The organism is Halobellus ruber (genome assembly GCF_014212355.1).
GTDB lineage: Archaea > Halobacteriota > Halobacteria > Halobacteriales > Haloferacaceae > Haloquadratum > Haloquadratum rubrum.
The window spans coordinates 44,712-67,904 of sequence record NZ_JACKXD010000002.1 but is presented as its reverse complement, the minus strand read 5'-3'; the positions used below and the strand labels follow the sequence as shown (position 1 = coordinate 67,904).

Sequence of the window (23,193 nt, the reverse complement as noted above, 5' to 3'; positions counted from 1 at the left end):
CCGATCCCGCTTCTTTTTAACTCGGTCCCGAGTATGACGGCGTATGCGTAGAGCGAAGATCGTCTGTACCCTCGGGCCCGCCTCGGACGACGAGTCGACGATCAGGTCGCTCGCCGAGGCGGGGATGAGCGTCGCGCGGCTCAACGCCAGCCACGGGACGCCCGAGGACCGCCGGGCGGTGATCGACCGCATCCGGGCGGTCGACGGGGCGATCGACGATCCGCTCGCCGCGATGGTGGATCTCCAGGGGCCGGAGGTCAGGACCGCGCCGCTGTCGGAACCCGTCGAGTTGGCGACCGACAGCGAGGTCCGCTTTGTCGCGGGCGAGGACGCAACCCCCGAGACGGTCGGGCTGTCGTACTCCATCGCCGCTGCCGAGCCCGGCGACCGGGTTCTGCTGGACGACGGCCGGATCGAGGCCACGGTCCGCCGGGTCGACGGCGACACCGTGGTCGCGCGGGTCGACTCCGGCGGGCGGCTCGGCGGCCGGAAGGGGGTGAACCTCCCGGGGGTCGACCTCGACGTCGACCTGATCACCGAGAGCGACGAACGGGAACTGTCGCTGGCCGCCGAGACCGAGGCCGACTTCGTGGCGGCGTCGTTCGTGCGGTCGGCGGCCGACGTCTACACCGTCAGCGACGCTCTCGACGACCGCGGGGCCGACATCCCGGTGATCGCCAAGATCGAGCGGGCGGGCGCCGTCGAGAACTTAGACGAGATCATCGAGGCCGCCTACGGCGTGATGGTCGCCCGCGGCGACCTCGGCGTCGAGATGCCCTTAGAGGACGTCCCGATCATCCAGAAGCGGATCATCCGGAAGTGTCACGCCACCGGGACGCCGGTCATCACCGCGACCGAGATGCTGGACTCGATGGTCTCCGCGCGGCGACCCACGCGGGCGGAGGCGTCCGACGTCGCGAACGCGGTGCTGGACGGCACCGACGCGGTGATGCTCTCGGGGGAGACTGCGATCGGCGACGACCCCGTCCGGGTGGTGGAGACGATGGACCGGATCGTCCGACAGATCGAGGCCAGCGCCGAGTCCGACGAGAGTCGGGAGGCGCGGATCCCCACCGCAGACGAGGAGTCCCGGACCGAGGCGCTGGCGCGGTCGGCCCGGTACCTGGCACGCGATGTCGGTGCGAGCGCCATCGTGGCGGCCTCGGAGTCGGGCTACACCGCGCGGAAGACCGCGAAGTTCCGCCCCGGCGTGCCGGTCGTGGCGACCACCCCCGACGACCGTATCCGCCGCCAACTCGCGCTGTCGTGGGGGATCTACCCCAAATACTCCGCGTACCGCGAGGACATCGACCGGATGATGGACGACGCAGTCGACGCCGCACTCGACGCCGGCGTCGCCGCCTCCGGGGACACGCTCGTGGTACTCTCGGGGATGATGACCGAACTCGAAGGCACGAACACCACGAACATGCTGAAGCTCCACGTCGCCGCGGAGGCGGTCGCGACGGGCCGGAAGGTCGTCGGCGGCCGCGTCGCCGGCCCGCTCGCCATCTCCGCGGACGGCGACCTCTCGGCGGTGCCGGAGGGCGCGATCCTGTCGCTGCCGGCGACCTTCGACGGGGAGTTCGACGGCGACACCTCGAAGGTCGCCGGGATCGTCGACGCCCGACCGGGGATGACCGGCTATCCGGCGTTAGTCGCCCGCGAACTCGACATCCCGATGATCTCGGGGGCACCCATCTTAGAGCGGCTCTCGCCGGGGGCGACAGTGACCCTCCACGCCGAACGGGGCGTCGTCTACGAGGGGGATCTGATCAAACACCGCCGGCGGGAGCCGGCAGGGTGGTGACGCGCGGCCGCGTCGAGCCGGCAGGCATTTCTCGGTGGCGACGGTAGCACATCCGATGACGGATCCGGACGCCCCACCCGACCCGGACGCGTCGGCCGATTCGGACGCCTCGACCGGTCCGGACGCGTCGATCGACGGCGGCGCTGACGCGGACGACCCCGCAAGCGGGGGGCAAGCGGACCGGGACGACCACGCTGCCGAGACCCGGCGCCGGACGGAACCCCGTCTGGCGAACGCCTCAGACCCCGAGGACGGCGAGGACCGACCGGCGGACGGTTCGGGGCCGTTCCGGGAGCCCGAGCCGATCGAGCCGGAGACCCCCCGAGCGGAGAACGTGCTGTTCGTCCTGCTCGGCGTGTTGGCCACCATCGCGCTCCTCGCGACGGCCGTGTTTCCGAACCTCATCTGACGGGCGAAGAGTCGCGGGGGCCACCGACGCCGTCCGCGCGTGGTCGCTGTCGGGGACGTTCGGTTATCACTTCTGATGCTTCGACCGTAGCGTTTTATTGGAGGTGCCCGGTAGAATCCGGTGATCACGGTACAGACGATGTCTCACGTGTCCCTGCTCCTCGCGTTCGCCGTGACGCTGTCCCTCCTCGTCGGCGGCGTGACGCCCGTCTCGGCGTCCGGCGGGTCCGCGTCCGATCACGCGGCGGCCGACCTCGGCGGCGACGGGGTCTACGCCCAGGCCGACGACGACGCCTCGGCGTCGTTCCCGGGGAACGTGACCGTTACGCGCGGCGACGAGGTGACGATCGCGGTCAGCCACTCCGACCCCGCGAACGTGACGATCGGGAGCGACGACAACGGCTTCGAGGTCACCGTGTCGGTGGGCGGCAGCGGCACCACCGAGGTCGTTCTCGACACCCGCCGGACCACCGCCGCGGACCCCGGGGAGTTCATCGAGGGCGGGAGCGCGACGCTGCACTCCGAACCCCTCGAGGAGCCGATGCAGCCCGCCGACTACCTGATGCGGGTGGAGATCGACGGCGTGGAGTACGACATCGGGACGCTCACCGTCGAGCCCCGGGGGGAGTACGCCGCCGAATCGAACCGCGCGCCGGGGGCGTTCACCCCCGCCGAGTACGTCGGCGGCGGCGAGGAGGGCGACGCCAACGTGGGGCCGCTGACCGGGACGATGACGGCGGGATCGACCGTCGCCCGCGGCGACTACGCCGTCGTCAGGTTCGAGGAAAGCGGGCTGGAGACCGCGCTCAACACCACCGATCTGACGGGCAGCGCCGCCGCGAACGGCCTCAAAGTGAACTTCACGCAGACCGATCCGGGGCCGAACACCGAGCCCCGCGAGTACGTCGCCACCGACACCGCGAACGTGACCGTGCTGCCGAACCTCGAAGACGACGCGTTCTACGTCCTCTGGAACACCAGCGGCGTCGAGTTGGAGAACATCGACGCCCGGAACCGATACCGGGCGGCGCTGTCGCTGACCGACGAAAGCGGGTTCGTCGGGGCGGACACCACGCTCGCGACGACGACCTTCGACCTCCGCCGGCAGTCGGTGTCGCTGTCGCCGGCCGACGACGCCACCGTCTACCCGTGGGACAACGACACGTACGTCGTCGAGGGGCGGACGAACCGCGCGCCCAACACCGAACTCGAAGTCCGGCTCCGGTCGGCCGATCCGGACGCGTTCCTCCTCATCAGCGACACGACCGTCAGGGAGGACGGCAGTTTCGAGGCGACGGTCGACCTCGGCGAGGCCTCCCGGGGGACGAACGCCACGCTGTGGGTCCGCGAGCACTTCGCGGAGACGCGACAGGAGGTCCGCCTCGTCGCCCCCGACCCGAGCGTCGAGTTCCAGAACCAGACCGCAAACGGCACCACCGTCGAGGTGACCCGCGCGGAACTCCCCGAGGGCGGGTTCGTTCGGCTGGTCGACGACGGCGGCGAGGTCGTCGGCAGGTCCGACTACCTGGAGCCGGGGCGGCACACCGCGATGACCGCCGAACTCGGGACGCCGCTGTTCGAGACCCAGCGGCTCCGCGCCGAACTCGTCTATGCCGCCGCCGACGGGTCGTACAACCCCGGCGCGCCGGCGTACACCCCGAACGGCGGCGCGGTCGTGAACGACTCCGCGGTCGTTGACTTCCCGCCGGAGCCGACTGAAACGCCCGCCGCAACGGAGACGACCGCGACTGCCACCGCGACCGCGACGCGGACACCGACAGCGACCCCCTACCCCGTTGCGACCCGGACGCCGCTGCCGCCGTCGGGGGCGACACAGTCCACCCTGCCGCTGTCGCCGGCTGTCGCCGTCGTGGCGCTTCTCGCCGCTGCCGCGCTGTTCGCACGGCGGGGTGAGTCGTCGTGATCCCCGAACTCGACCCCGAGGATTTCGTGGCGTTCCTGTCGGCGCTGTGGGACGAACGCGGGTGGCAGACCTCGGTCCGGGAGCGCTCCGACGAGACGTACTTCGTGACCGGAAAGCGGCCGGACGGGAAGCGCGGCGTCATCTACGCCTTCCCGACGACGACCGCGACGGTGACGGAACGCCACCTGAAGCAGTTCGTGCAGTTCTGCCGGACGAAGGGGATCGACGTCGCGGTCGTGGCGACCCAGGGGGCGTTCGCCGAGGGCGCAGAGCGGGTGGCCGCCGAGCGCGGCGTCCACCTCCTCGACCGGTCGACGCTCGCCGATACCGTCGCGGAGGGCGACCTGGAGGAGGTACTGGCCCGCTTCACCGGGGCCGGCGGGATGGTCGGCCGGCTCCGCGACCTCGGCGTCCCCATCCCGGCATCGATCGTCTCCGGCGTCCCCTCGCCCGCGAAACTCGGCGCCGCGGTGTACGGGCTGCTTCCGGTCGGCGGGACCGACACGCACGCCGGGTCCGGCGGGTCGTCGCCGGCCGACGACCCCGCGCCGTCGTCGCCGTCGCCCGACGGGTTGGGTATCCTCGCCGGCGCCCGGAAGTACGCCGCGCGGCCGGTGCCGGCAATCGCGATCGCGATCACGCTGATAGTGGCGTTCGTCCTCGGCGCGACGGTGGGCCCGGCGGTCGGGCTCGGGGGCGCCGGTCCGGTCTCGGGCGGCGGCGACGCCGGCCCCGAGGTGTCGGCAGTCTCGACGGCGGACGCGGCGAACGCCACCGTCGACGTCAGGTGGAACGCGCGGGCGACCGACTCGATCGCGGTCAACGGGACGACCTACGACGCCCCGGAGGGCAAGACGTTCGTCCTCGTCAGGATGAACGTGACGAACGGCGGCGACGAGCCGGTCCAGCTCGAACAGTCCGCGCTGGCGGCCGACGTCGCGGGGACGCGGTACGGCCACCAGCCCCTGGACGGCGTGACCGGCTTCCCGAGCGCCGGGCTGTTCGCGCCGGGCGACAGCCGCGAGGTCTGGACGGTGTTCGCGGTGCCCGCCGAGGCCGGGAGCGTCACCGTCGTCCTCGACAGCGAGGCGAAGGTCAGGTTCGTCCGCGACGACACTGTGACCCCCGAAGCGACCGTCGACGGCGGCTGACCTGCGGTACTGCGCGGGGACGTGCCGCCTTACCGGAGTTTTTTGACGGCGAGGGGCTTTTCCCCGGACACCCGTGTTTCAGTCGATCCCGTGGCTCGCCGCCGCCTCGATCGCGTCCGGGATCGTCTCGGTCGGATTTATCGGGTACCTCTGGCCGTACCGGGACCGGCTCGGCGGGCGCTTCTTCATCGCGACGATCGGGTGTGAAGCGCTGTGGGCGCTCGCCTACGGCGTCGCGCTGTTCGTCTTCGATCCGACGCTCAGGTACGCCTTCGAGGTGCCGATCTGGCTCGCGATCAACTTCATCGGCGTGTTCTTCCTCGCCTTTGCCCTGGAGTACACCGGCCGGAGCGAGCTACTGCGCTCGAAGGCGATGGGGGCGGTCGTCGGGCTACAGATCCTCCACACGGTCGTTGTCGTCACCAACCCGATCCACGGGATCGCCTGGACCAACTACCGGATCGAGCCCGTCTTCGGGCTGGCGACAGTGACCTACGCCCACCAGCCGTGGCTGTTCGTGAACGCCGCGGGGTTCATCGCGATGATCGGGGTCGCGTCGTTCCTGCTGGCGGATACGGTGTTCAGCTACGGGCCGCTCTACCGCACGCAGGCGGCGGCGATCGCGATCTCGCCGATCTTCCCGGGCCTGCCCTTCCTGCTGTGGCTCGCGGAGGTCGGGGCCACGCCGCCGCTGAACCTGACGCCCTTGCTCTTCCCGATCCACCTGGCGTTCGATATGTACGCCTTCTTCTCGCGGGATATGTTCGAGATGGTTCCCGCCGCCCGCCGGATCGCCGACCGCGGCGCGATCGACAGCCTCGGGACCGCGGTCGTGATCGTCGACGCCGGGGAGCGGATCATCGAACACAACGACGAGGCGACGCGGGTGCTCGGGCTCCCGGCCGGAACGGCCCTGGGCGGCCGGCTCGCCGAGCACGCACCCGACATCGACCCGGCGGCGAGCGGCGGGACCGTGACCCGGACGGTCGACGGAACGGAGCGGACCTACGCCGTCACGACGGCGGCGCTCGAAACCGCCGGCGGCACCGCCGTCGGCAACACCGTCGTACTGCAGGACATCACCGCGGAACGCCGGCGGGAACAGCGGCTGGCGGTGCTCAACAGGGTGCTCCGGCACAACCTCAGAAACGATCTGAACGTCGTCCAGGGCTATCTGGACATCGCGATCGGCCGCGTCGACGACGCCGACCTCCGGGGGATGCTGGAGACCGCCGAACGGAAGACCGCGGGGGTGGTCGAACTCGGCGAGAAGGCCCGGACCATCGAGAGCGCGATGGGGGGCGAGGCGGGCAGCGTCGCCACGGTTGCGGTCGAACCGCTCCTCGAAGACATCCGCGACGACCTGCTGGCCGAGACCGACGCCGAGATCGGGATCGAGGTGCCGGCGGAGCTCTCCGTGCGGACCGACGCGTCGGTGTTCGCGGTCGTCCTCGAGAACCTCATCGGGAACGGCGTAGTACACAACGACGCCGACACGCCGGTCGTGACCGTCCGGACGGTCGAGGCCGACCCCGGGCACGTGGGGTTCGAGATCGAGGACGACGGTCCGGGCGTGCCCGCCCACGAGCTCGACGTGCTCGACGCCACCGAGGAGACCGCGCTCGAACACGGCAGCGGGCTGGGGCTGTGGATCGTGAAGTGGGGCGTCGCCTCCCTCGGGGGGACCGTCGACTTCGAGGTCTCGGAGGCCGGAACGACCGTCCGGCTGACGCTGCCCGACGCCGCGGATGCCGACGCGACTCGGGAGGCCGGGGAGGGGACCGCGACGCCGGGGACGTCGGCCCCGGAGCGTGACAACCCTTAATCGTCCGACAGTCCTACGTAACGTATGCTCGAACCGTCCGTTGTCGCCATCCAGCTCTCCGTCCCGCCGGGGACGCTGCCGCTCGTCCTCGTCGCCGCGGGGCTCGGGCTCGGCGTGCTCGAAGCGCTCGCGCCGGGCGCGCACTTCATCGTGCTCGGGGTCGCGCTGCTCGCCGCCGGGCTGGTGGGGCTCGTGCTTGGACCCCTGGCGTCCCCGCTCGTCCTCGGCGTGTTCGTGTTGGTTTTCGGCGCACTCGCGCTGTACGGGTACCGGGAACTCGACGTCTACGGCGGGAAGGGGACCGGCCGGACCAGCGACTCCACCAGCCTCCGCGGCCGGACCGGCCGGGTGACAGAGCGGGTCACGCCCACCGAGGGCGAGGTCAAACTCGACCAGGGCGGGTTCAATCCGTTGTACTCCGCGCGGTCGGTCGACGGCGAGATCCCCGAAGGAACCGAAGTGATGGTCGTCGACCCCGGAGGCGGCAACGTCGTGACCGTGGAGTCGATGTCGGGAGCCTACGACGACATCGACCGAAAACTCGATGCGGGGCGGGCGGCGGCCGAACCGGACGAAGCCTCCGGCGGGTCCGGAACGGAGGCCGACGACACCCCGACGGCGGGGGCCGAAGACGAGGATCAGTCGCGGAACGCCGAGGAGGACGCCGAAACCGAGACCGAACGGGTCTGAGTCGGGCGCGGACTGCCCCCGGGCCAACCCTTATGAACGCGACACCCCAACGCTTCGTATGGTATCTGGTCCCGTTTCGCTACAGCTCGGACTCGGGATCCCGACGATCGGGCTCCTCGTACTCCTCCTCGCAGTCGTTACCGTCTACCAGATGGTCGAGATCGTCGACGCCTACGAGAAGGAGGCGCTGACGGTCTTCGGCGAGTACCGGAAGCTGCTGGAGCCGGGGATCAACTTCATCCCCCCCTTTGTCTCCCGGACGTACCCGTTCGATATGCGGACCCAGACGCTGGACGTGCCCCGCCAGGAGGCGATCACCCGCGACAACTCGCCCGTGACCGCCGACGCGGTCGTCTACATCAAGGTGATGGACGCGAAGAAGGCGTTCCTCGAGGTCGACGACTACAAGCGCGCGGTCTCGAACCTCGCACAGACCACGCTCCGGGCCGTCATCGGCGATATGGAACTCGACGACACCCTCAACAAGCGCCAGGAGATCAACGGGCGGATCCGCCGGGAACTCGACGAGCCCACCGACGAGTGGGGCGTCCGCGTCGAGAGCGTGGAGGTCCGCGAGGTCAACCCCTCCAAGGACGTCCAGCAGGCGATGGAGCAGCAGACCTCCGCCGAGCGCCGCCGCCGCGCGATGATCCTCGAAGCCCAGGGTGAACGCCGCTCCGCGGTCGAGGAAGCCGAAGGTGAAAAGCAGTCGAACATCATCCGCGCGCAGGGTGAAAAGCAGAGCCAGATCCTCGAAGCGCAGGGTGACGCGATATCCACGGTGCTGCGGGCGAAGTCCGCGGAGTCGATGGGCGAGCGCGCGATCATCGAACGCGGGATGGAGAGCTTAGAGACCATCGGCGAGGGCGAGTCGACGACGTTCGTCCTCCCCCAGGAGCTCACCAGCCTGCTCGGGCGGTACGGCCGGCAGCTGACCGACTCCGACGTCCAGGAGTCCGCCGGGCTCGACAGCCTGGAGTTCGACGCGGAGACCCGGGAACTCCTGGGGCTCGACGACATCGAGGAGATCCTCGGCCAGATCGACGCCGCGACCGAGATGGACGTCGAGGAGCTCGAACAGGAGGCCGAAGCCATCAAACAGGGCGGCGGCGTCGACATCCAGAACCCCGACGAGGTCGTCGAGGACGTCGACCACGGCGAGGCCACCGTTCCCGAGACCGACGTCGCGCCGGGGACTGACGGCGCCCCCGTCGACGGCGACGAGGGGACGGACGACGAGCGGGCCGTCGAGACCGAAAAGGAATAACGGCGGCGCCGTCGCCGGGGACCGCGGGCGTTCGAGTCGCTTGCGGCCGTGGCCGGATGCCTCGAAAACATAAACCCGGGGGAACGAAGCGTTTTTGTCCTACTCGAATCAACTCAACGTATCCGAATGTCGGAGCGCGACATCGACGAGGAGAAGCGGTCGACCCTCCGGCGCTTCGCCGCGCTGGGAGCGGCGTCGCCGCTCGCGGGGCTCGGCAGTGCCGGAACCGCGGCCGCCGACGACGGCGGGACCTCGGACGCCCGCGACGCGATCCGGGGCTACGTCGCGTCGACGCCGGGTGCGCACTTCTCGAAGATCCGCGACGACCTCGGGCTCGGGACCGGCGAGACCCAACACCACCTCCGCCGGCTGGTCGACGACGACGCCGTCGTGTTCCGCCGCGACGGCGACTACAAGCGCTTCTTCGCGGCCGACCAGTTCTCGGAGTTCGAGCAGGTCGCGCTGGGCTACCTCCGGCGAGCGACCCCCCGGGGGATGCTGCTGGCGCTCCTCGAAACCCCGGAGGCGACGGCCTCGGAACTCGCCGCGCGGCTGGACGTGTCCCGGCCGACCGTGAGCGGGTACGCGGTCGACCTCGACGACGCCGGGTTGCTCTCGCGGGAGGGCGGCTACGCCGTCGAACGCCCGGCGACCGTGCTGACGCTCGTGGTGCGGTACGCCGACTCCCTCGGCCCCGAAGCGGTCGCCGTCGCCGACGACGCCGACGAGTTGCTGCGGTACGATCCGTAAGAAGCCGTGCCCCCGGCCGAACGCGTTCCCGCAGCCGCTCAGGCCGACTCGGTCGCCGTGGCTGTTCCCGCCCGGTCCTCGACGTCTGACTGCGACACGAGCGCGTTCACGTCCGCGGAGTCGAGCAGGCCGATGATGGGCACCGCCGCCCCGGAGAGGACGACCGCACCGAGAGACGGGTACTCCGCGGCGACGTCGACGCCGTCGGTTGCCGACGCCGTCTCGGCGAGCGCGGCGACCGCCTCGCTGATGTACTCGTCCTGAAGCTCCGCGAACTGCGTTCGGGCCTCTTCCTGAGTGATGTTACCGTTCTGGAGCTCCTGTCGGATCTCGATACGATCCTGCTGGAGGGCCTCCCGGTCGACGGTGGCGATAGCGCCGACTCCGTCGACCGTCGAGCCGCCGGCGTCGGTCCGTGCCGCGTCGGTCCCGGTTCCGGAGCCGCCGCCGAGGTCGAGTTGGTCCGTACACCCCGCAAGCAGGGCGCCGCCGCCCACGCTCGCGCCTTCGAGCAGCCGTCGGCGGGTCGTCGTCGAGTCGTCCATTCGTGGCGCGGCTTGTGACCACGCACCCATAAGCCTGTGTTTCCGTCGTTTCGGCGCTTCCGGCCGGCTACGCCGTCACTTTCCAGGTCGTGCCCGACGAGTAGCCCCACTTTTCGACGGTGATCCCCACGTCGCCGTCGAGCAGAGCGCGCATGTTCGCGCCGACCTCCTTCGCGGAGAGCCCGACCTCCTCGGCGATCAGCCTGGATTTGAAGTAGGTCCGCTCGCCGGCGTGCGTCCGGAGGTACCGGAGGATCCGACGCTGTTTCTCGTTGAGGTCCGTTGCGGTCGCCGCGGTGGGTGTCGTGCTCATACTGAGGGACACACACCCGGACGGTATGAGGGGTTTGGTACGGGCGGCTAACACCGCGCTGTGGTGTGGTTTTTCGCCATCCGCGCCGGCGCGTGGTCCGCCGATCACCCCGTCTGGGGTACGGTCGCCGAATCGGTTCCACCCGTCCGTTGAGCGCCGGCTCCGGCGAGACAGAAAGTTCATACTCGCCGGCGTACCAGAGGCCACTGATGGGTGGTCCCCGGACGGACAGTGCCCCCGACACAGCCTCGGACGCCGAGCCGACCGTCTCGGTGAGCGTCGTCCTCCCGTCGTACAACGAGGCCGACACCATCGAGTCGACCGTGGCGACGACGGTCCGGCACCTCGAATCGTTCCTCGACCCCGGCGAGTTCGAGGTTATCGTCGCCGAGGACGGCTGTGACGACCGAACGCCCGAGATCGCCGACCGGCTCGCGGCCGACGACGACCGCGTGCGACATCTCCACAGCGACGAGCGGCTCGGCCGCGGCGGCGCCCTGGAGGCCGCTTTCGATTCCGCCCGGGGCGACACCCTGGTCTACTTCGACACCGACCTCGCGACGGATCTGCGGCATTTGGAGGAACTGGTACGGCGGGTCCGGTCGGGCGAGGCCGACGTCGCGACCGGCTCCCGGTGGCTCCCGGGGAACGTCGCCGACCGGCCGGCGAAACGCGGCGTCCCCAGCCGGGTGTACAACGGTCTGGTGCGCGCCTTTCTCCGGTCGGACCTCCGGGATCACCAGTGTGGGTTCAAAGCGATCAGCCGCGAGGCCTTTTCAGTGCTCGGAGACGAGGTGGAGGACAGCCACTGGTTCTGGGACACCGAACTCCTCGTCCGCGCCCAACGCGCCGGCTACGAGGTGGCGGAGTTCCCCGTCGAGTGGACCCCGAAGGGCGACACCAAGGTCGACCTCGTCCGGGACGTCCTCGGGATGGGCAGCCAGATCATCCGGACGTGGTGGCAGCTGTCGGTGCGACCCCGACTCTCCCGGCGGGTGGGCCTCGGTGCGGGCGCGGTGCTTGCGGTGCTTGCCCTGTTCCTGATGACGCAGTATCTGGACTTCGGGGCCGTTCTCGCGGAGATGCGCGAGGCCGACCCCGCGCTGATCGGGGCCGCGATCCTGGTGTATCTGCTGTCGTGGCCCCTGCGGGGGCTCCGGTACCGCGACATCCTCGCGGAACTCGGCTACCGCGACGGGGTCGGGTTCCTCACGGGCGCGGTGTTCATCAGCCAGACGGGGAACCTGGTGTTCCCGGCCCGGGCGGGCGACCTCATCCGGGCGTACGTGGTGAAGGCTCGCCGCGGGATCCCCTATCCGACGGGGTTTGCGTCGCTTGCGGCCGAGCGGGTGTTCGACCTGCTCACCATCGCCTCGATGGCCGGGATCGTCCTGATGGGCTACACCGCGACCGGACGGACCGCCGAACTCGCCCGCGCGATCGTCGGCGCCGAGGGCGCGGGCCGCGTAGCGGTCGTCGTTGCGACGGCGGTCGGCCTCGCCGCGGTCGCCGCAGTCGCCACCATCGCGCTGTCGGCGCGGAGCGACCGCGACTTCGTTGCGGCCGCGGTCTACCGGGTGAGCACCGACTCCTACGCCGACTTCGTCGTCGGCGTGATCGAGCGGTTCGTCGACGACCTCCAGACCGTGGCGGGCACCCGCCGCGGGTTCGCCCGCGTCGGGACGACGAGCGTCGTCGTGTGGACCCTCGACGTGGTGACCGCGCTGCTCGTGCTCGCGGCGTTCTCCCCTGGGCTGGGGACGGTCGAACTCGTCGCGGTGAGCTTCTTCGCCGTCAGCGTCGGCAACCTCGCGAAGGTGCTTCCGCTGTCGCCCGGCGGTGTCGGGCTGTACGAGGGGGCGTTCACGCTTCTGGTGGTCGGGCTGACGCCGCTCGGGCCGGAACTCGCGCTCGGCGCGGCGGTGCTGGACCACGCGGTCAAGAACCTCGTGACGGTCGTCGGCGGGTACGCCTCGATGGTCGGGCTCAACGTCTCGCTGACGACCGCCGTCGAGGAGGGCCGCGAGGTCCGCGAGCACGGCGAGGAAGCGCCGGAGCTCGACTGAGTCGGACCGGCTGGGGCGGACGCTGTCAGTACAGGTCTGTCAGAAACGGCCCCGCGGCCGCAGCCACCGCAGTGGCTAACGCGTCGGTTCGGGTGGTCCGCCCGGCGGTGAGCGCGCCCGCCGCACCCTGATTCTCGGCGACGTTCGAGGTCCCGAGCACGTCGTCCATCACCGGTCCCAGCTCCTCGCCGTCCCGGATCCGGGCCGCGATCGGTTCCGGCAGCGGGTAGCTCGGGCCGCCGCCGACGCCCCACCGCTCGCCGTCGGTGACCGCCGCCCACATTATCAGGTACCGGTCGGCGGCCGCGTCGTCGCTCCCGTCGTTGCGGTCCACCGTCGCGACGCCGCCTTCCAGGCCGACGCCGAGGTCGTATGCGCCCGCCTCGCGCGCCCGCTCGGCCCGGTTCCGGGCGCCGCGTCTCGTCTCCTCGCGGCCGATCGGCTGTTCGGAGACGCCCGAGGGGACCGACTCGGCGAAAACCTCGGCCTCGGTGAAGATCCGAGTGGTCGCGTCGCGTTTCACGGGGTTGCCGCTGCCGACTGCGACTCGCATACCCCGAGTCGGGGACTCCGATGATCTACCGGTTTCGATGTCGGACGGAGCAGACCGGCGACGGTACGGTTACCCCTCGCCGTGGAACAGGCCCGCGAGTCTCTCGATCCCGTCGAGGAGCGCGGGGCTCGGCTGGTTCAGGAGGTCGTCGTCGAGGACGTGGGCCGTCGCGTCGACGGTCCAGCCGCGCTCTTCGAGGAGCCCCGGATCCGCGCGGTCGCCGTGGCCACAGTGGTGGATCACGACGTGGTCGGGTTCTACGGCCCCGACGCGCTCGGCCGAGACCTCCCGAGAGCGGTCGCCGGGGTCACAGAACGGGTACCGCCCGCCGGCCACCTCGACCGCCTCCGGAACCCAGTTGCCCGCCGCCATCGGCGGGTCGCCCCACTCCTCGCAGTAGACGACCGGCCGGGCGTCGCCGCCGTCCGATCCCGCGTCCGGCACCCGCTCCCGGACCGCGGCAAGCCGGTCGCGCGCGTCGGCAGCGAGCCGTGCCCCCGCGTCCGGCCGACCCGCCGCACGCCCCAGCGTCTCGAAGGAGTCGACGACGGCGTCGAGCGTGGCGGGTTCGACGTGACAGACCTCGTAGCCGCGGTCGCGGAGTTCGTCGCGTACGTCGGCCTGGAGGGGGTCGGCGGTACAGACGAGGTCCGGGTTGAGGTCGGCCAGTCGGTCGTAGTCGGGGTTTAACCACCCCCCGACCCGCGGGCGGTCCAGGTTGCAGTGGGCCGTGACGCCGACGACCGCGTCACCGGCGTCCATCGCCGAGAGCGTCGCCGTGGCGCTCGGCGCAAGCGAGACGACCCGGGCGGGAGCGTCGCCGTCGGGCGTCGGCCCCCCGGATCGTTCCCCGCTGGCGGACCCGCGGCCACGGACCGGAGTTTCTGTGCCGTCGGCGGAGTCCATACCCCCATCCACCGCTGGCGTCGATAAGTGCGTTGCGGACGGAAGCGGTGCGTGTCATCGTAGGTGTTCCGACTGAGTATATAAACTATCACAGTCGTTCCGGACGGACGCCAAGAATACGGGCTGTGTGCTGGGTTCGGGAAAGCGATTCCGAACTCTTTTTATGTGCTCCCTCGGTGAACGTGGTACGGACCGCGCCGGCCCCGTACTTGCGTCCCCGGGCCGACGCATTCGTCGTATACTGATGAGCGAGAAGAGCACGTACACTCGCGTGAACGCGAGAACGGGAGACGAATCGCAGAGAGACGACGGCCGAAGCGGCGATTCGGCCGGCCAGCGGTGGGTTCGCCCCGGCGAGGAGACCGAGGAGACCGAGGAGACCGCAGACGAGGAACTCGTCTGTCCGGAGTGCAGCGGCAACGTCGTCACCGACGACGAGCACGGCGAGACCATCTGTGCGGACTGCGGGTTGGTCATCACCGAGGACTCCGTCGACCGCGGGCCGGAGTGGCGCGCCTTCGACGCCAAGGAGAAGGATCAGAAGTCCCGTGTGGGCGCGCCGACGACGAACACGATGCACGACAAGGGGCTGTCCACCAACATCGACTGGCGCGACCGCGACGCCTACGGCAACTCCCTGTCGTCGAACCAACGGCAGAAGATGCAGCGGCTCCGGAAGTGGAACGAGCGGTTCCGGACGAGAGACTCGAAGGAGCGGAACCTCAAGCAGGCGCTCGGCGAGATCGACCGGATGGCGTCGGCGCTCGGACTGCCGGAGAACGTCCGGGAGACCGCCTCGGTCATCTACCGCCGCGCCCTCGACGAGGATCTGCTCCCCGGCCGCTCCATCGAGGGCGTCGCCACATCGTGTGTCTACGCCGCCGCCCGGATGGCGGGCGTCCCGCGGTCGCTCGACGAGATCGCGGAGGTGTCCCGCGTCCCGAAAAGCGAGATCGCGCGCACCTACCGGTACATCGCACGGGAGCTGTCCCTCGAGGTCAAGCCCGCCGACCCCGAGCAGTACGTTCCCCGGTTCGCCTCGGAACTGGGGCTCTCCGACGAGGCGAAGCTCCGGGCGCGACAGCTGCTGAAGAACGCCAAAGAAAAGGGCGTCCACTCCGGGAAGTCGCCGGTCGGCCTCGCCGCGGCCGCGGTCTACGCCGCCGCGCTTTTAACCAACGAGAAGACGACCCAGGCCGCGGTCAGCGAGGTCGCCGACATCTCCGAGGTCACGATCCGAAACCGGTACCACGAGCTGTTGGAAGCCGAAGAGAGCATCGGCATCGCCTGATACGGGTCGTCGTAACTCCCGGTCCTCACCCATGGGATCCGGCGCTGACCGGAACTCGTCTCCACGGATCCGTCTGAAATCCCTCAGCCTCCTCGCAGAGTAGCCGTCCGAAGGAGAGGTCTGCTGATCAGGTACCATCGTCGCGTATGCAACTGAGTACACCCCCGATCGCACGCTGTCCTACGGGGCGATGTGCAGATAAGGACTGAAACGGGAAGCGGTGCGGTTCCGGGGTCGTGCACTCCCACCGACAGCTGTGTCGGCGACCTCAGTGTAGGCTTTGGGGAACGAGAAGCGCCATCATACTGATACTGAAGCCCGATTCGAACGTTCTTTATTTTCAATATGTTTCGGATAGTACTCGTATATTATAGTTCAACAGGTTCGCTGATAGCTTGTACACGGGCGAAAGAGGACCCGAAAGGCCGTAAGACGGCCGGAGTATCAACGCTAATAACACAAATGCGATTAATATTGAAATCAGATACGATCGGCTAAAATCGTCCGATCTCGTTAGAATCAGCGTCCGCGAACGCTCCTCACGGTCGGTCCTGAGTAAATAGTCTTCAGAACAGTCTGAAGGGCTCGTTAGACCTGCGCTCCGTACTCTTCGAGAAACGTCTGTACCTCGGGTAGCGTAGGCGATCTCCCACTCCTGATGAATGCCCCAGCCACCGCGTTTCCGAGTGCTATCGTCGCTCCGGCGTCGAATCCCTCCAGCAACCCGAGACAGACGCCTGCGTTGAAATGGTCGCCCGAACTGGTCACGATCTCCGGCTCTTCGATGTGGAGTGTCTCAACCAACGCGTGGTCGTCCTCACCGGCCATCGCTGACGCACGCGCACCGTGTGACACCACTCTATCGACGCCGAGGATGTCGCGGGCAGCAGTGGCAAGATCGAGCATTGAGTCGCCCGTCACTGAACCACCACCACTCCTGATGAGTGCTTCCGTTTCGCCGCGGTTCGCACTAAGAGTCACGGGAACCTGTCGATTCAACGTCTGCAACGCATCAAACCCGTCTACGAGCCGTGAATCCGGGAGGTGACGGATGTCCGCCGGGTCGAAAACAACGTGCGCCGGGGGGTCCGAGAGGGTGGGCCAGACGTCCTCGGCGAGTCCGTATAGGATCTCGGATAGAGCCGGGATCATCGACCAGTATCCCATCCCGAAGAGGTCAGCCTGTTCGAGGAGGCGGGCGAGTTGGTTGTGACCGAGCCGCTCGTCGAGCGATTTCCAGTCCAAGTCCCGGTAGTCACCGGCCTCGGTCAGGAGGAGCTTCCCGTCGTCAAACTCGACTGCGTCAGTCGTGCCTGGCTCTCCGATGGAGTACGTGGTGTACTCGGCGAAGGACGACTCGAACTCCGACTCCATCGGGGTGCCAAACGTTCCGATCATAATCGGGGCGAGCCCCCAGCGACCGAGCGTGCGTGAGAGATGACACACGTGCCCCCCGGTTCGAGTTCCACAGTCCAGCCACTCGATCGCGACCGACGTCTCCGACGCCACGGAGTCGGTGATTCTCGTCCCGAGGGAATCCAGTTCCCGGATGCGTGACACCGAATCCCGGCTTTCGCGTTCTGCGATCATCTCGCGGACCGTGTCGACGATGCCATCAAACCCGAAGAGGACCGTGTGTTCCTGCGGTCCCGTCGATAACTGCTCGCGACAGGAGCGGATTCCGCTTTTCGTGTGGCCCTTCGTGCGCTCTCCGTCTGCCATCGTCGGGTAGCCACACGACCAGTTGTTAAATCAGTAGTGGTGCTCCGGAGAGCGACCGTGGGAGGCAGAATGTTCGAGACGGGGGGTCGAAGGTCCCACCGGCGGGTCGTCCCAGGAGTCCATGCGTAGGCACAGTCACGGCACGTAATTCGACAGGACCGGTCAGTTCGGACACTCACCTGTCTATCGTAATCATTCCCTTGACGACGCTCGGATCCATCGCTCGCTGGAAGGCGTCGTCGATGTCCGCAAGCGTTGATTCGAATTCGACAATCCCTTCGACATCGACAACGCCATCCGCCAAGAGGTCGATCGCTGCCGGGTAGGTGTTCTTGTATCGGAAGGATCCGAGGACGTCGAGTTCGTTGTCGATAATATCGAGGACGTCGAACGGAACTGTCGCCTCGTTTGCGAGTCCGACCAGGACTACGGTACCCCCTCGCTTGACCGCATCGAGCGTGGATCGAATAGACGAGGCTGCACCGGACGCCTCGACAACGACATCGACCCCGACGCCGTCGGTATACTGGTCGACAGCCGCTTCCAGATCCGCCTCCGCGACGTTGACCGCGAGATCGGCCCCTCGTTCGCGCGCGAACGCGAGTTTCTCCTCGACAACGTCGGTCAGGATGATGTCGGTCGCTCCGGTCGCCCGGGCGGCTTCCAGTATCATCAGTCCAATCGGTCCCGCACCGGTCACGAGTACAGTGTCGCCCGTGCCAACGTTTCCACGACGACAGGCGTGGATGCCGACGGAAAGCGGTTCACAGAGTGCCCCCTCAGTGGTCGAGACGGTCGTCGGCAGCTTGTAGGCGAAGTCTTCCGGCCAGGACACGTATTCGGCGAATGAACCGTCGTGGGGCGGTGTCGCCATAAACCGAACGTCCGCGCAGAGATGGTAGTCGCCTCCCGTACAGTGACTGCACCGTCGACACGGGACACCTGGCTCAAGTGCCACGCGGTCGCCCGGTTCGAGTGTGGCAACGTTCTCACCGGTATCGATCACCGTTCCGGCACTCTCGTGACCGAGAACGAGCGGGTCCTCGACGACGATATCCCCGATACGGCCGTGTTCATAGTAGTGCACGTCCGACCCGCAGATACCCACTTCCCCGACGGCGACGAGGACCTCGTCCGGACCTGGCGATGGTCGGGGGCGATCCTGAAGCTCGAACTGATGGGGTTCGATCAGTACTGCCGTTCTCATATAAAAAAGCTCGGTGTACAGGTATTAATAGATTTGGCAGGGGTGACGGGATCGCCGCGCTCGGCCGTGTCAGTGTCGTCACGGGGAACGGGCAGGCGCACACCGTACAACGGAAGCTGGCGGATCGTTGTGCGAACTACGGACGGACTACGCTTGCTCGCTCACCGTGACTTGCCCCTCCGACTCGAGTTCACGCTGGTGGATCGTCTCCCCCGTTTCCCCATCGAAGAGGTGGACATCTTCGGCGGGGAATTCGACCTCGATGTACTCCCCTTCGGTGATCGGACGTCGTCCGTCAGCCTCGACGACGAACGTCTGGTCTATCTCCTGGTCCTTCGGACGGAGATACACGTAGGCGATGCTTCCCATCGGCTCGACGACATCCACGACCGCCTCGAACTCGTAGTCGGCGTGTGCGCCGTCGTGGAGCGTGACGTCCTCCGGGCGGATGCCGAGCGTGACCTCGGTGGTGCCGTCGACTGATGCTTGCATCCGTTCGGTGAGTTCGTAATCGAAGCCGTCGGCGCGGAGCGTCCCCCCGTCGAGGTGACCGTTGAAGAAGTTCATCGAGGGCGAGCCGATGAAGCCCGCGACGAACTGGTTTACCGGACGGTAGAAACACTCCACTGGCGTGCCGACCTGCTGGAGTTCGCCGTGGTCGAGAACAACCAACCGGTCGCCCATCGTCATCGCCTCAGTCTGGTCGTGCGTGACGTACAGCGTTGTCACGCCGAGATCGTTCTGTAGCCGATTGATCTCGGTACGCATCGTCGTCCGTAGCTTCGCGTCCAGATTGGAGAGCGGCTCGTCCATCAGGAACACGTTCGGGTCACGGACGATGGCCCGACCCAGCGCGACGCGCTGTTGTTGCCCACCGGAGAGCTCGCCGGGCTTGCTATCCAGCAAGTCCCCGATACCCATCATCTCGGCGGTCTCGGTCACTTGCGTTTCGATCTCGGAGTCCGAGAGCTCTGTCGACATCTTCAGCCCGAACGACATGTTCCCCTCGACGGTCATATTCGGGTACAGCGCGTAGTTCTGGAACACCATTGCGATGTCCCGCGCGCGCGGTCCGAGTTCGTTGACGAGCGTATCGCCGATGTACACGTCACCCTCGGATTGGGTTTCGAGCCCGGCGACGATACGCATCAGTGTCGACTTGCCGCTCCCGGATGGACCGACGAAGACGACGAACTCCCCGTCTTCGATCTCGAGAGAGACATCGTCGACTGCGAGGATCGCGTCTCCACCCTCTCCGAAGCGTTTCGTGACGTTGTTTAGCGTGATGTCTGCCATTGTGTTGCCTCCGTGGAGTGGTTGTCAACCCTCTGCAACGAGAGCGTGTGTTGCGAGCGGTCGGTGTTGTCGACAGTGGGCCTCATTCCTTGATCACCACGCCGAAGCTGAGTCCTGCTGCGAGGTACTTGTTCACCAGGATCAGGAAGATCCCGACGGGGATGATCATCGCCGTCGAGGCCGCCGCGAGCATCGACCATTCGATCGAGCGCGAGCCGATGAACGAGTACACGAACAACGTGACTGGCACCGCCTTGAAGCTCGTCAGCACGAGCCCGAACAACAACTCGATCCACGCGAAAATGAAGCTGATGATCGCGACCGAGAAGATGCCCGGTTTGGCCGCCGGGAGGATGATCTTCATAAACCCCTGAAACTGGGTTGCGCCGTCGACGCGCGCGGCTTCCTCCAGCGTCTCGGGGATCCCGTCGAAAAACGCCTTCATCACCCAGACGACCAACGAGAGGTTGATGCTGACGTACATAAGAACCATACCGATCTTGCTGTCAAACAGGTTGAACGTTTGGAAGATGATAAAGAACGGAAGCACGACAGCGATGGGCGGGAGCATCCGCGAGGAGAGGATCCACACGAGGACGTCCCGCTCTTTCGGGATGTCGTACCGCGAGAGGACGTATGCCGCCGGCACGCCGATCAGCAGGACGAGAACCACCGACGCCCCGACCATAAGCAGGCTGTTAGCGAACGCCGCAACGAAATCCGAACTCTGGACGAGTTGAAGGTAGTTGTACACCGTCGGCAGGAAGATCCAGTCCGGCGGGAGCGAGTTCGCCTGCCCCGGAGGCTTCAACGACATGGACGCGAGCCAGTACAGCGGGAACAGCACGATGAACGACCACGTGAGGAGGAAGGCGTGGCGGGCGATCGTGACGAGCGTCTCGCGGGTCCCCTTCTCGAACCGCTGTGACGAACCGGGGGTGGTGTCCGACGTCGCCATCAGTCCCACACCCCCTCGAAGCCGACCTTCGCGATAATGACGTTCGCGATCGCGATGACGAAGATGAGGTAGACGACCGCAATCGCGGTCGCAACGCCCGGTGCGTTGTTGATGAACATCTGTTCGTAGATGTTAATGCTCACCAACTGGGTGGCCGTCCCCGGCCCACCCTGGGTCAGCCCGTACACCACGCCGAACGTCCGGAACAGGTCGATCATCCTGATCAGGACAGCGACGAACACCACCGGCTTGATGTACGGAATGATGACGTGAACGTACCGCCGCCACAGCGGTGCGCCGTCGATTCGCGAGGCCTCGACCAGCGTGTCGGGTACCGACGAGAGGCCGGCGTAGAAGATGATGAACATGAACGGCGTCCAGTTCCACGTGTCGAGCAGGATCACGGTCAGCAGTGGTACATCCGCGAGGAACGCCGGCGCCGTTAGCGGCGTCAACGTGTTGATGACGTACGGGATGACACCGATCTCGGTGTTCAACATGATCCGCCCGATCGTCGCCAGCGACACGGGGGCGACGGCCATCGGGAGAATGAATAGGACGCGGTAGAAGGACTTGAGCCGACCGGAGTCGACCCCAGCCACGAACGCCGCCAGAAGGAAGCCGAGGAGACTCTCAAGCACCAGCGCACTGACAACGACGGTGATCGTGATGACGAACGAGTGGATTGCGCCGCCGCGAGTGAACGCCGTTTCGTAGTGCTCCAGTCCGACGAACTCGGCCGCGAAGACGTTTACTGTGGGCTCTTCGATCAGGCTGAGATACAGGTCGTACGCACCGGGGAAGAAGGTGATCATCACCATCACCAGCACCATCGGTGCGATCATCCAGTACGGCAGGTACTCGTTCCACAGGTCCCGAACCTGAGCGAGCCCCGATCTGTTGGTCGTCTCTGTCTGTGTTTGTGTGCTCATAGATGTGTATCGGAGAAATCACCCCGGTGTTGGTTTATGCCTCAGCTGTAGATGTCTTCGGCGGCTTTCGCGGCGTCTTTCATCGCCGCTTCGGCGCCTTTCTGGCCCGCGAGGGCCTTCTGGAGTTCCTCGGAGTACCGCTGTCCCCATTCGGGATACTTGCGGTCGAACGGGTCCGGCGACGAAACCTTCAGCGATTCGAGCGAGACCCGCGCGAAGTCCTCGCCAACTTGCGAGATGTAGTCGTCGTTCTCCCAGACGGACTGCCGCACGGAGAACACGGCGCCGTTATCCGTGTGCATCCAGGTGTTGGTCGGCTCGGACGTCGCCCACATCATAAAGAGGAACGCCTGCTCGGAGTTGCTGGCGGCCTGCGACGTTGAAATCTGCCAGTTGAACGCGTTGGGGTTCAGCTCACCGCCTTCTGGCTTGGGCACTTTGGTGATTTGGACGCTATCCGCGACGCTCGAATCCTCGCCCGTCAGACCGCCCCAGAACAGATTCGCATCGGCAACGATTTGACCGGCGCGGCCCTCCTGCATCGTCGCGAGCACGTCGGACCACGCTTGGGTCGATGCCCCATCGGGGCCGTAGTCCTGAAGCAGACTCGTGTAGTAGTCCGCTGCTTCGATGACGCCCTGGGTGTCCAACCCGGAGTCGGTCGGGAATTCGGTCCAGAGCTTCGACCCTTTCTGGCGAAGGAGCGTATTCAGGATGTAGATGTTCATCCCGTAGCCCTTCTGCCCCCGACCGGCGGTCCCGACGATGTCGGACTCCTCCTCGTGGATGACCTTGGCGTTCTCACGGTGGTGCTGCCACGTCTCTGCGACCTCCAGCCCGTGTTTCTCGTAGAGGTCTTCCCGGTAGAACTGGGTCTGGACCTCGACGGTGATCGGCATTCCAGTCCAGTTGTCGCTGTAGCCCCCACCGTGAGCCTGCCAGATTGACGACTCGAACAGGTCGTCCATACCGTACCAGCTCTCGTCGAACAGGCTGCCGTCGTTGATGTACGGATCAAGGGGCTGAAGCCAACCCTCGTTACGGAACTGGTTGACGACCTGGTCCATGAAGAAGACGTCGAACTGCCCCGAACCGGTGCTGACGTCAGTCTGGCGCTTCGTCCGGAACTGGTTTTCCGGCAGAATGTTCCAGACAACGTCGATCCCCGTGAGCTCCTCGAAGACGGGGATTGCGGGTTTTATCGCGTCGACCCAGGGGTGTGCGACTGCGCCGATGTTGATCTGATCGCCTTCGAACTGCTGCCACTCGATGTCTGCGCTGTCGTATTCGCTGAGCGGGATCGGGAGGTCCTCGGACGAGCCCGAACCATCACCGCCGCTGGTGGTTCCACCGCTGCCGGATCCACTGTCGCCGGATCCACTGTCGCCGGATCCACCGCCTGATCCACCGCGGGTACAACCTGCGAGGGAACCCAAGACGCCTAACCCGGTCACGCCTGCTGCTTTTAAATACTGCCGCCGGTTGATATCGTCTCTCATACTTGGCTCCGCTGATCAATTAATAATGATTAGATATAAACCTTTGCCACGGTGGCTTTATTACTGATCCCGGGAGAATC

The 23,193-nt window shown here is 67.0% G+C and carries 20 protein-coding genes; 10 read left to right on the top strand and 10 right to left on the bottom strand.

The features are described from left to right. Window positions 1-43 precede the first annotated feature (43 nt). From pyk to H5V44_RS05300, 8 genes are all read left to right on the top strand, one after another. Entirely contained in the window at window positions 44-1,810 is a 1,767-nt protein-coding gene (pyk, locus tag H5V44_RS05335; protein WP_185192104.1) for a pyruvate kinase, read from the top strand. Window positions 1,811-1,865: 55 nt separating this feature from the next. Continuing rightward, window positions 1,866-2,219, top strand: coding sequence for a DUF7312 domain-containing protein (locus H5V44_RS17450; RefSeq protein WP_246403780.1), 354 nt, complete (start codon window positions 1,866-1,868; stop codon window positions 2,217-2,219). Window positions 2,220-2,339: 120 nt separating this feature from the next. Then, a complete protein-coding gene (locus H5V44_RS05325) occupies window positions 2,340-4,142 on the top strand; it encodes a BGTF surface domain-containing protein (protein WP_185192103.1) in 1,803 nt (600 codons plus the stop codon). After that, entirely contained in the window at window positions 4,139-5,293 is a 1,155-nt protein-coding gene (locus H5V44_RS05320) for a restriction endonuclease (protein WP_185192102.1), read from the top strand. The genes H5V44_RS05325 and H5V44_RS05320 overlap by 4 nt, the downstream gene beginning before the upstream one ends. A 73-nt stretch (window positions 5,294-5,366) precedes the next feature. Continuing rightward, window positions 5,367-7,118: a histidine kinase N-terminal 7TM domain-containing protein gene (locus H5V44_RS17950; RefSeq protein WP_185192101.1), complete on the top strand. Its 1,752-nt coding sequence runs from the start codon at window positions 5,367-5,369 to the stop codon at window positions 7,116-7,118. A 24-nt stretch (window positions 7,119-7,142) separates the two neighbouring features. After that, on the top strand, window positions 7,143-7,808 hold the full coding sequence (locus H5V44_RS05310; protein ID WP_185192100.1) for an NfeD family protein: 666 nt from the start codon (window positions 7,143-7,145) through the stop codon (window positions 7,806-7,808). 58 nt (window positions 7,809-7,866) lie between these two features. Continuing rightward, the gene (locus tag H5V44_RS05305; protein ID WP_185192099.1) at window positions 7,867-9,075 is read left to right on the top strand and encodes an SPFH domain-containing protein; all 1,209 of its coding nucleotides are present in this window, start codon (window positions 7,867-7,869) and stop codon (window positions 9,073-9,075) included. Between the two features lie 126 nt (window positions 9,076-9,201). Then, complete coding sequence (locus tag H5V44_RS05300) at window positions 9,202-9,825, top strand: winged helix-turn-helix transcriptional regulator (RefSeq protein WP_185192098.1); 624 nt, start codon at window positions 9,202-9,204, stop codon at window positions 9,823-9,825. Window positions 9,826-9,863: 38 nt separating this feature from the next. Here the strand turns inward: H5V44_RS05300 and H5V44_RS05295 are convergent, their stop codons facing one another. Continuing rightward, window positions 9,864-10,370, bottom strand: a complete 507-nt coding sequence (locus H5V44_RS05295) for a hypothetical protein (protein ID WP_185192097.1) — start codon at window positions 10,368-10,370, stop codon at window positions 9,864-9,866. 67 nt (window positions 10,371-10,437) lie between these two features. Further along, a complete protein-coding gene (locus H5V44_RS05290) occupies window positions 10,438-10,683 on the bottom strand; it encodes a DUF7123 family protein (protein WP_185192096.1) in 246 nt (81 codons plus the stop codon). Between the two features lie 209 nt (window positions 10,684-10,892). On the opposite strand from H5V44_RS05290, the gene H5V44_RS05285 reads away from it, so the two are divergent. Next, window positions 10,893-12,749, top strand: a complete 1,857-nt coding sequence (locus H5V44_RS05285) for a flippase-like domain-containing protein (RefSeq protein ID WP_185192095.1) — start codon at window positions 10,893-10,895, stop codon at window positions 12,747-12,749. 25 nt (window positions 12,750-12,774) lie between these two features. Here the strand turns inward: H5V44_RS05285 and yjjX are convergent, their stop codons facing one another. Together yjjX and H5V44_RS05275 are read right to left on the bottom strand one after the other, a co-directional pair. After that, the gene (gene yjjX / locus H5V44_RS05280) at window positions 12,775-13,302 is read right to left on the bottom strand and encodes an inosine/xanthosine triphosphatase (RefSeq protein WP_185192094.1); all 528 of its coding nucleotides are present in this window, start codon (window positions 13,300-13,302) and stop codon (window positions 12,775-12,777) included. Between the two features lie 69 nt (window positions 13,303-13,371). Continuing rightward, entirely contained in the window at window positions 13,372-14,208 is an 837-nt protein-coding gene (locus H5V44_RS05275) for a helical backbone metal receptor (protein WP_185192093.1), read from the bottom strand. A gap of 244 nt (window positions 14,209-14,452) precedes the next feature. On the opposite strand from H5V44_RS05275, the gene H5V44_RS05270 reads away from it, so the two are divergent. Beyond that, on the top strand, window positions 14,453-15,499 hold the full coding sequence (locus H5V44_RS05270; protein ID WP_185192092.1) for a transcription initiation factor IIB: 1,047 nt from the start codon (window positions 14,453-14,455) through the stop codon (window positions 15,497-15,499). A gap of 588 nt (window positions 15,500-16,087) precedes the next feature. Here the strand turns inward: H5V44_RS05270 and H5V44_RS05265 are convergent. The 6 genes from H5V44_RS05265 to H5V44_RS05240 all read right to left on the bottom strand — a co-directional run bounded on the left by H5V44_RS05265 (window position 16,088) and on the right by H5V44_RS05240 (window position 23,113). Further along, window positions 16,088-17,221: a PfkB family carbohydrate kinase gene (locus H5V44_RS05265; protein WP_449271812.1), complete on the bottom strand. Its 1,134-nt coding sequence runs from the start codon at window positions 17,219-17,221 to the stop codon at window positions 16,088-16,090. A 175-nt stretch (window positions 17,222-17,396) separates the two neighbouring features. Continuing rightward, window positions 17,397-18,428 (bottom strand): NAD(P)-dependent alcohol dehydrogenase, encoded by a 1,032-nt coding sequence (locus tag H5V44_RS05260; protein WP_185192090.1) that lies wholly within the window; start codon window positions 18,426-18,428, stop codon window positions 17,397-17,399. 147 nt (window positions 18,429-18,575) lie between these two features. Beyond that, entirely contained in the window at window positions 18,576-19,724 is a 1,149-nt protein-coding gene (locus H5V44_RS05255; protein WP_185192089.1) for an ABC transporter ATP-binding protein, read from the bottom strand. An 82-nt stretch (window positions 19,725-19,806) separates the two neighbouring features. Then, window positions 19,807-20,682, bottom strand: coding sequence for a carbohydrate ABC transporter permease (locus tag H5V44_RS05250; RefSeq protein WP_185192088.1), 876 nt, complete (start codon window positions 20,680-20,682; stop codon window positions 19,807-19,809). After that, window positions 20,682-21,614: a carbohydrate ABC transporter permease gene (locus H5V44_RS05245; protein WP_185192087.1), complete on the bottom strand. Its 933-nt coding sequence runs from the start codon at window positions 21,612-21,614 to the stop codon at window positions 20,682-20,684. Before H5V44_RS05245 ends, H5V44_RS05250 begins: the two co-directional genes overlap by 1 nt. Before the next feature lie 41 nt (window positions 21,615-21,655). Continuing rightward, window positions 21,656-23,113 carry a substrate-binding domain-containing protein gene (locus H5V44_RS05240; RefSeq protein WP_185192086.1) on the bottom strand — a complete coding sequence of 486 codons (1,458 nt, stop codon included), beginning with the start codon at window positions 23,111-23,113 and terminating at the stop codon, window positions 21,656-21,658. Between the last annotated feature and the right edge of the window lie 80 nt (window positions 23,114-23,193).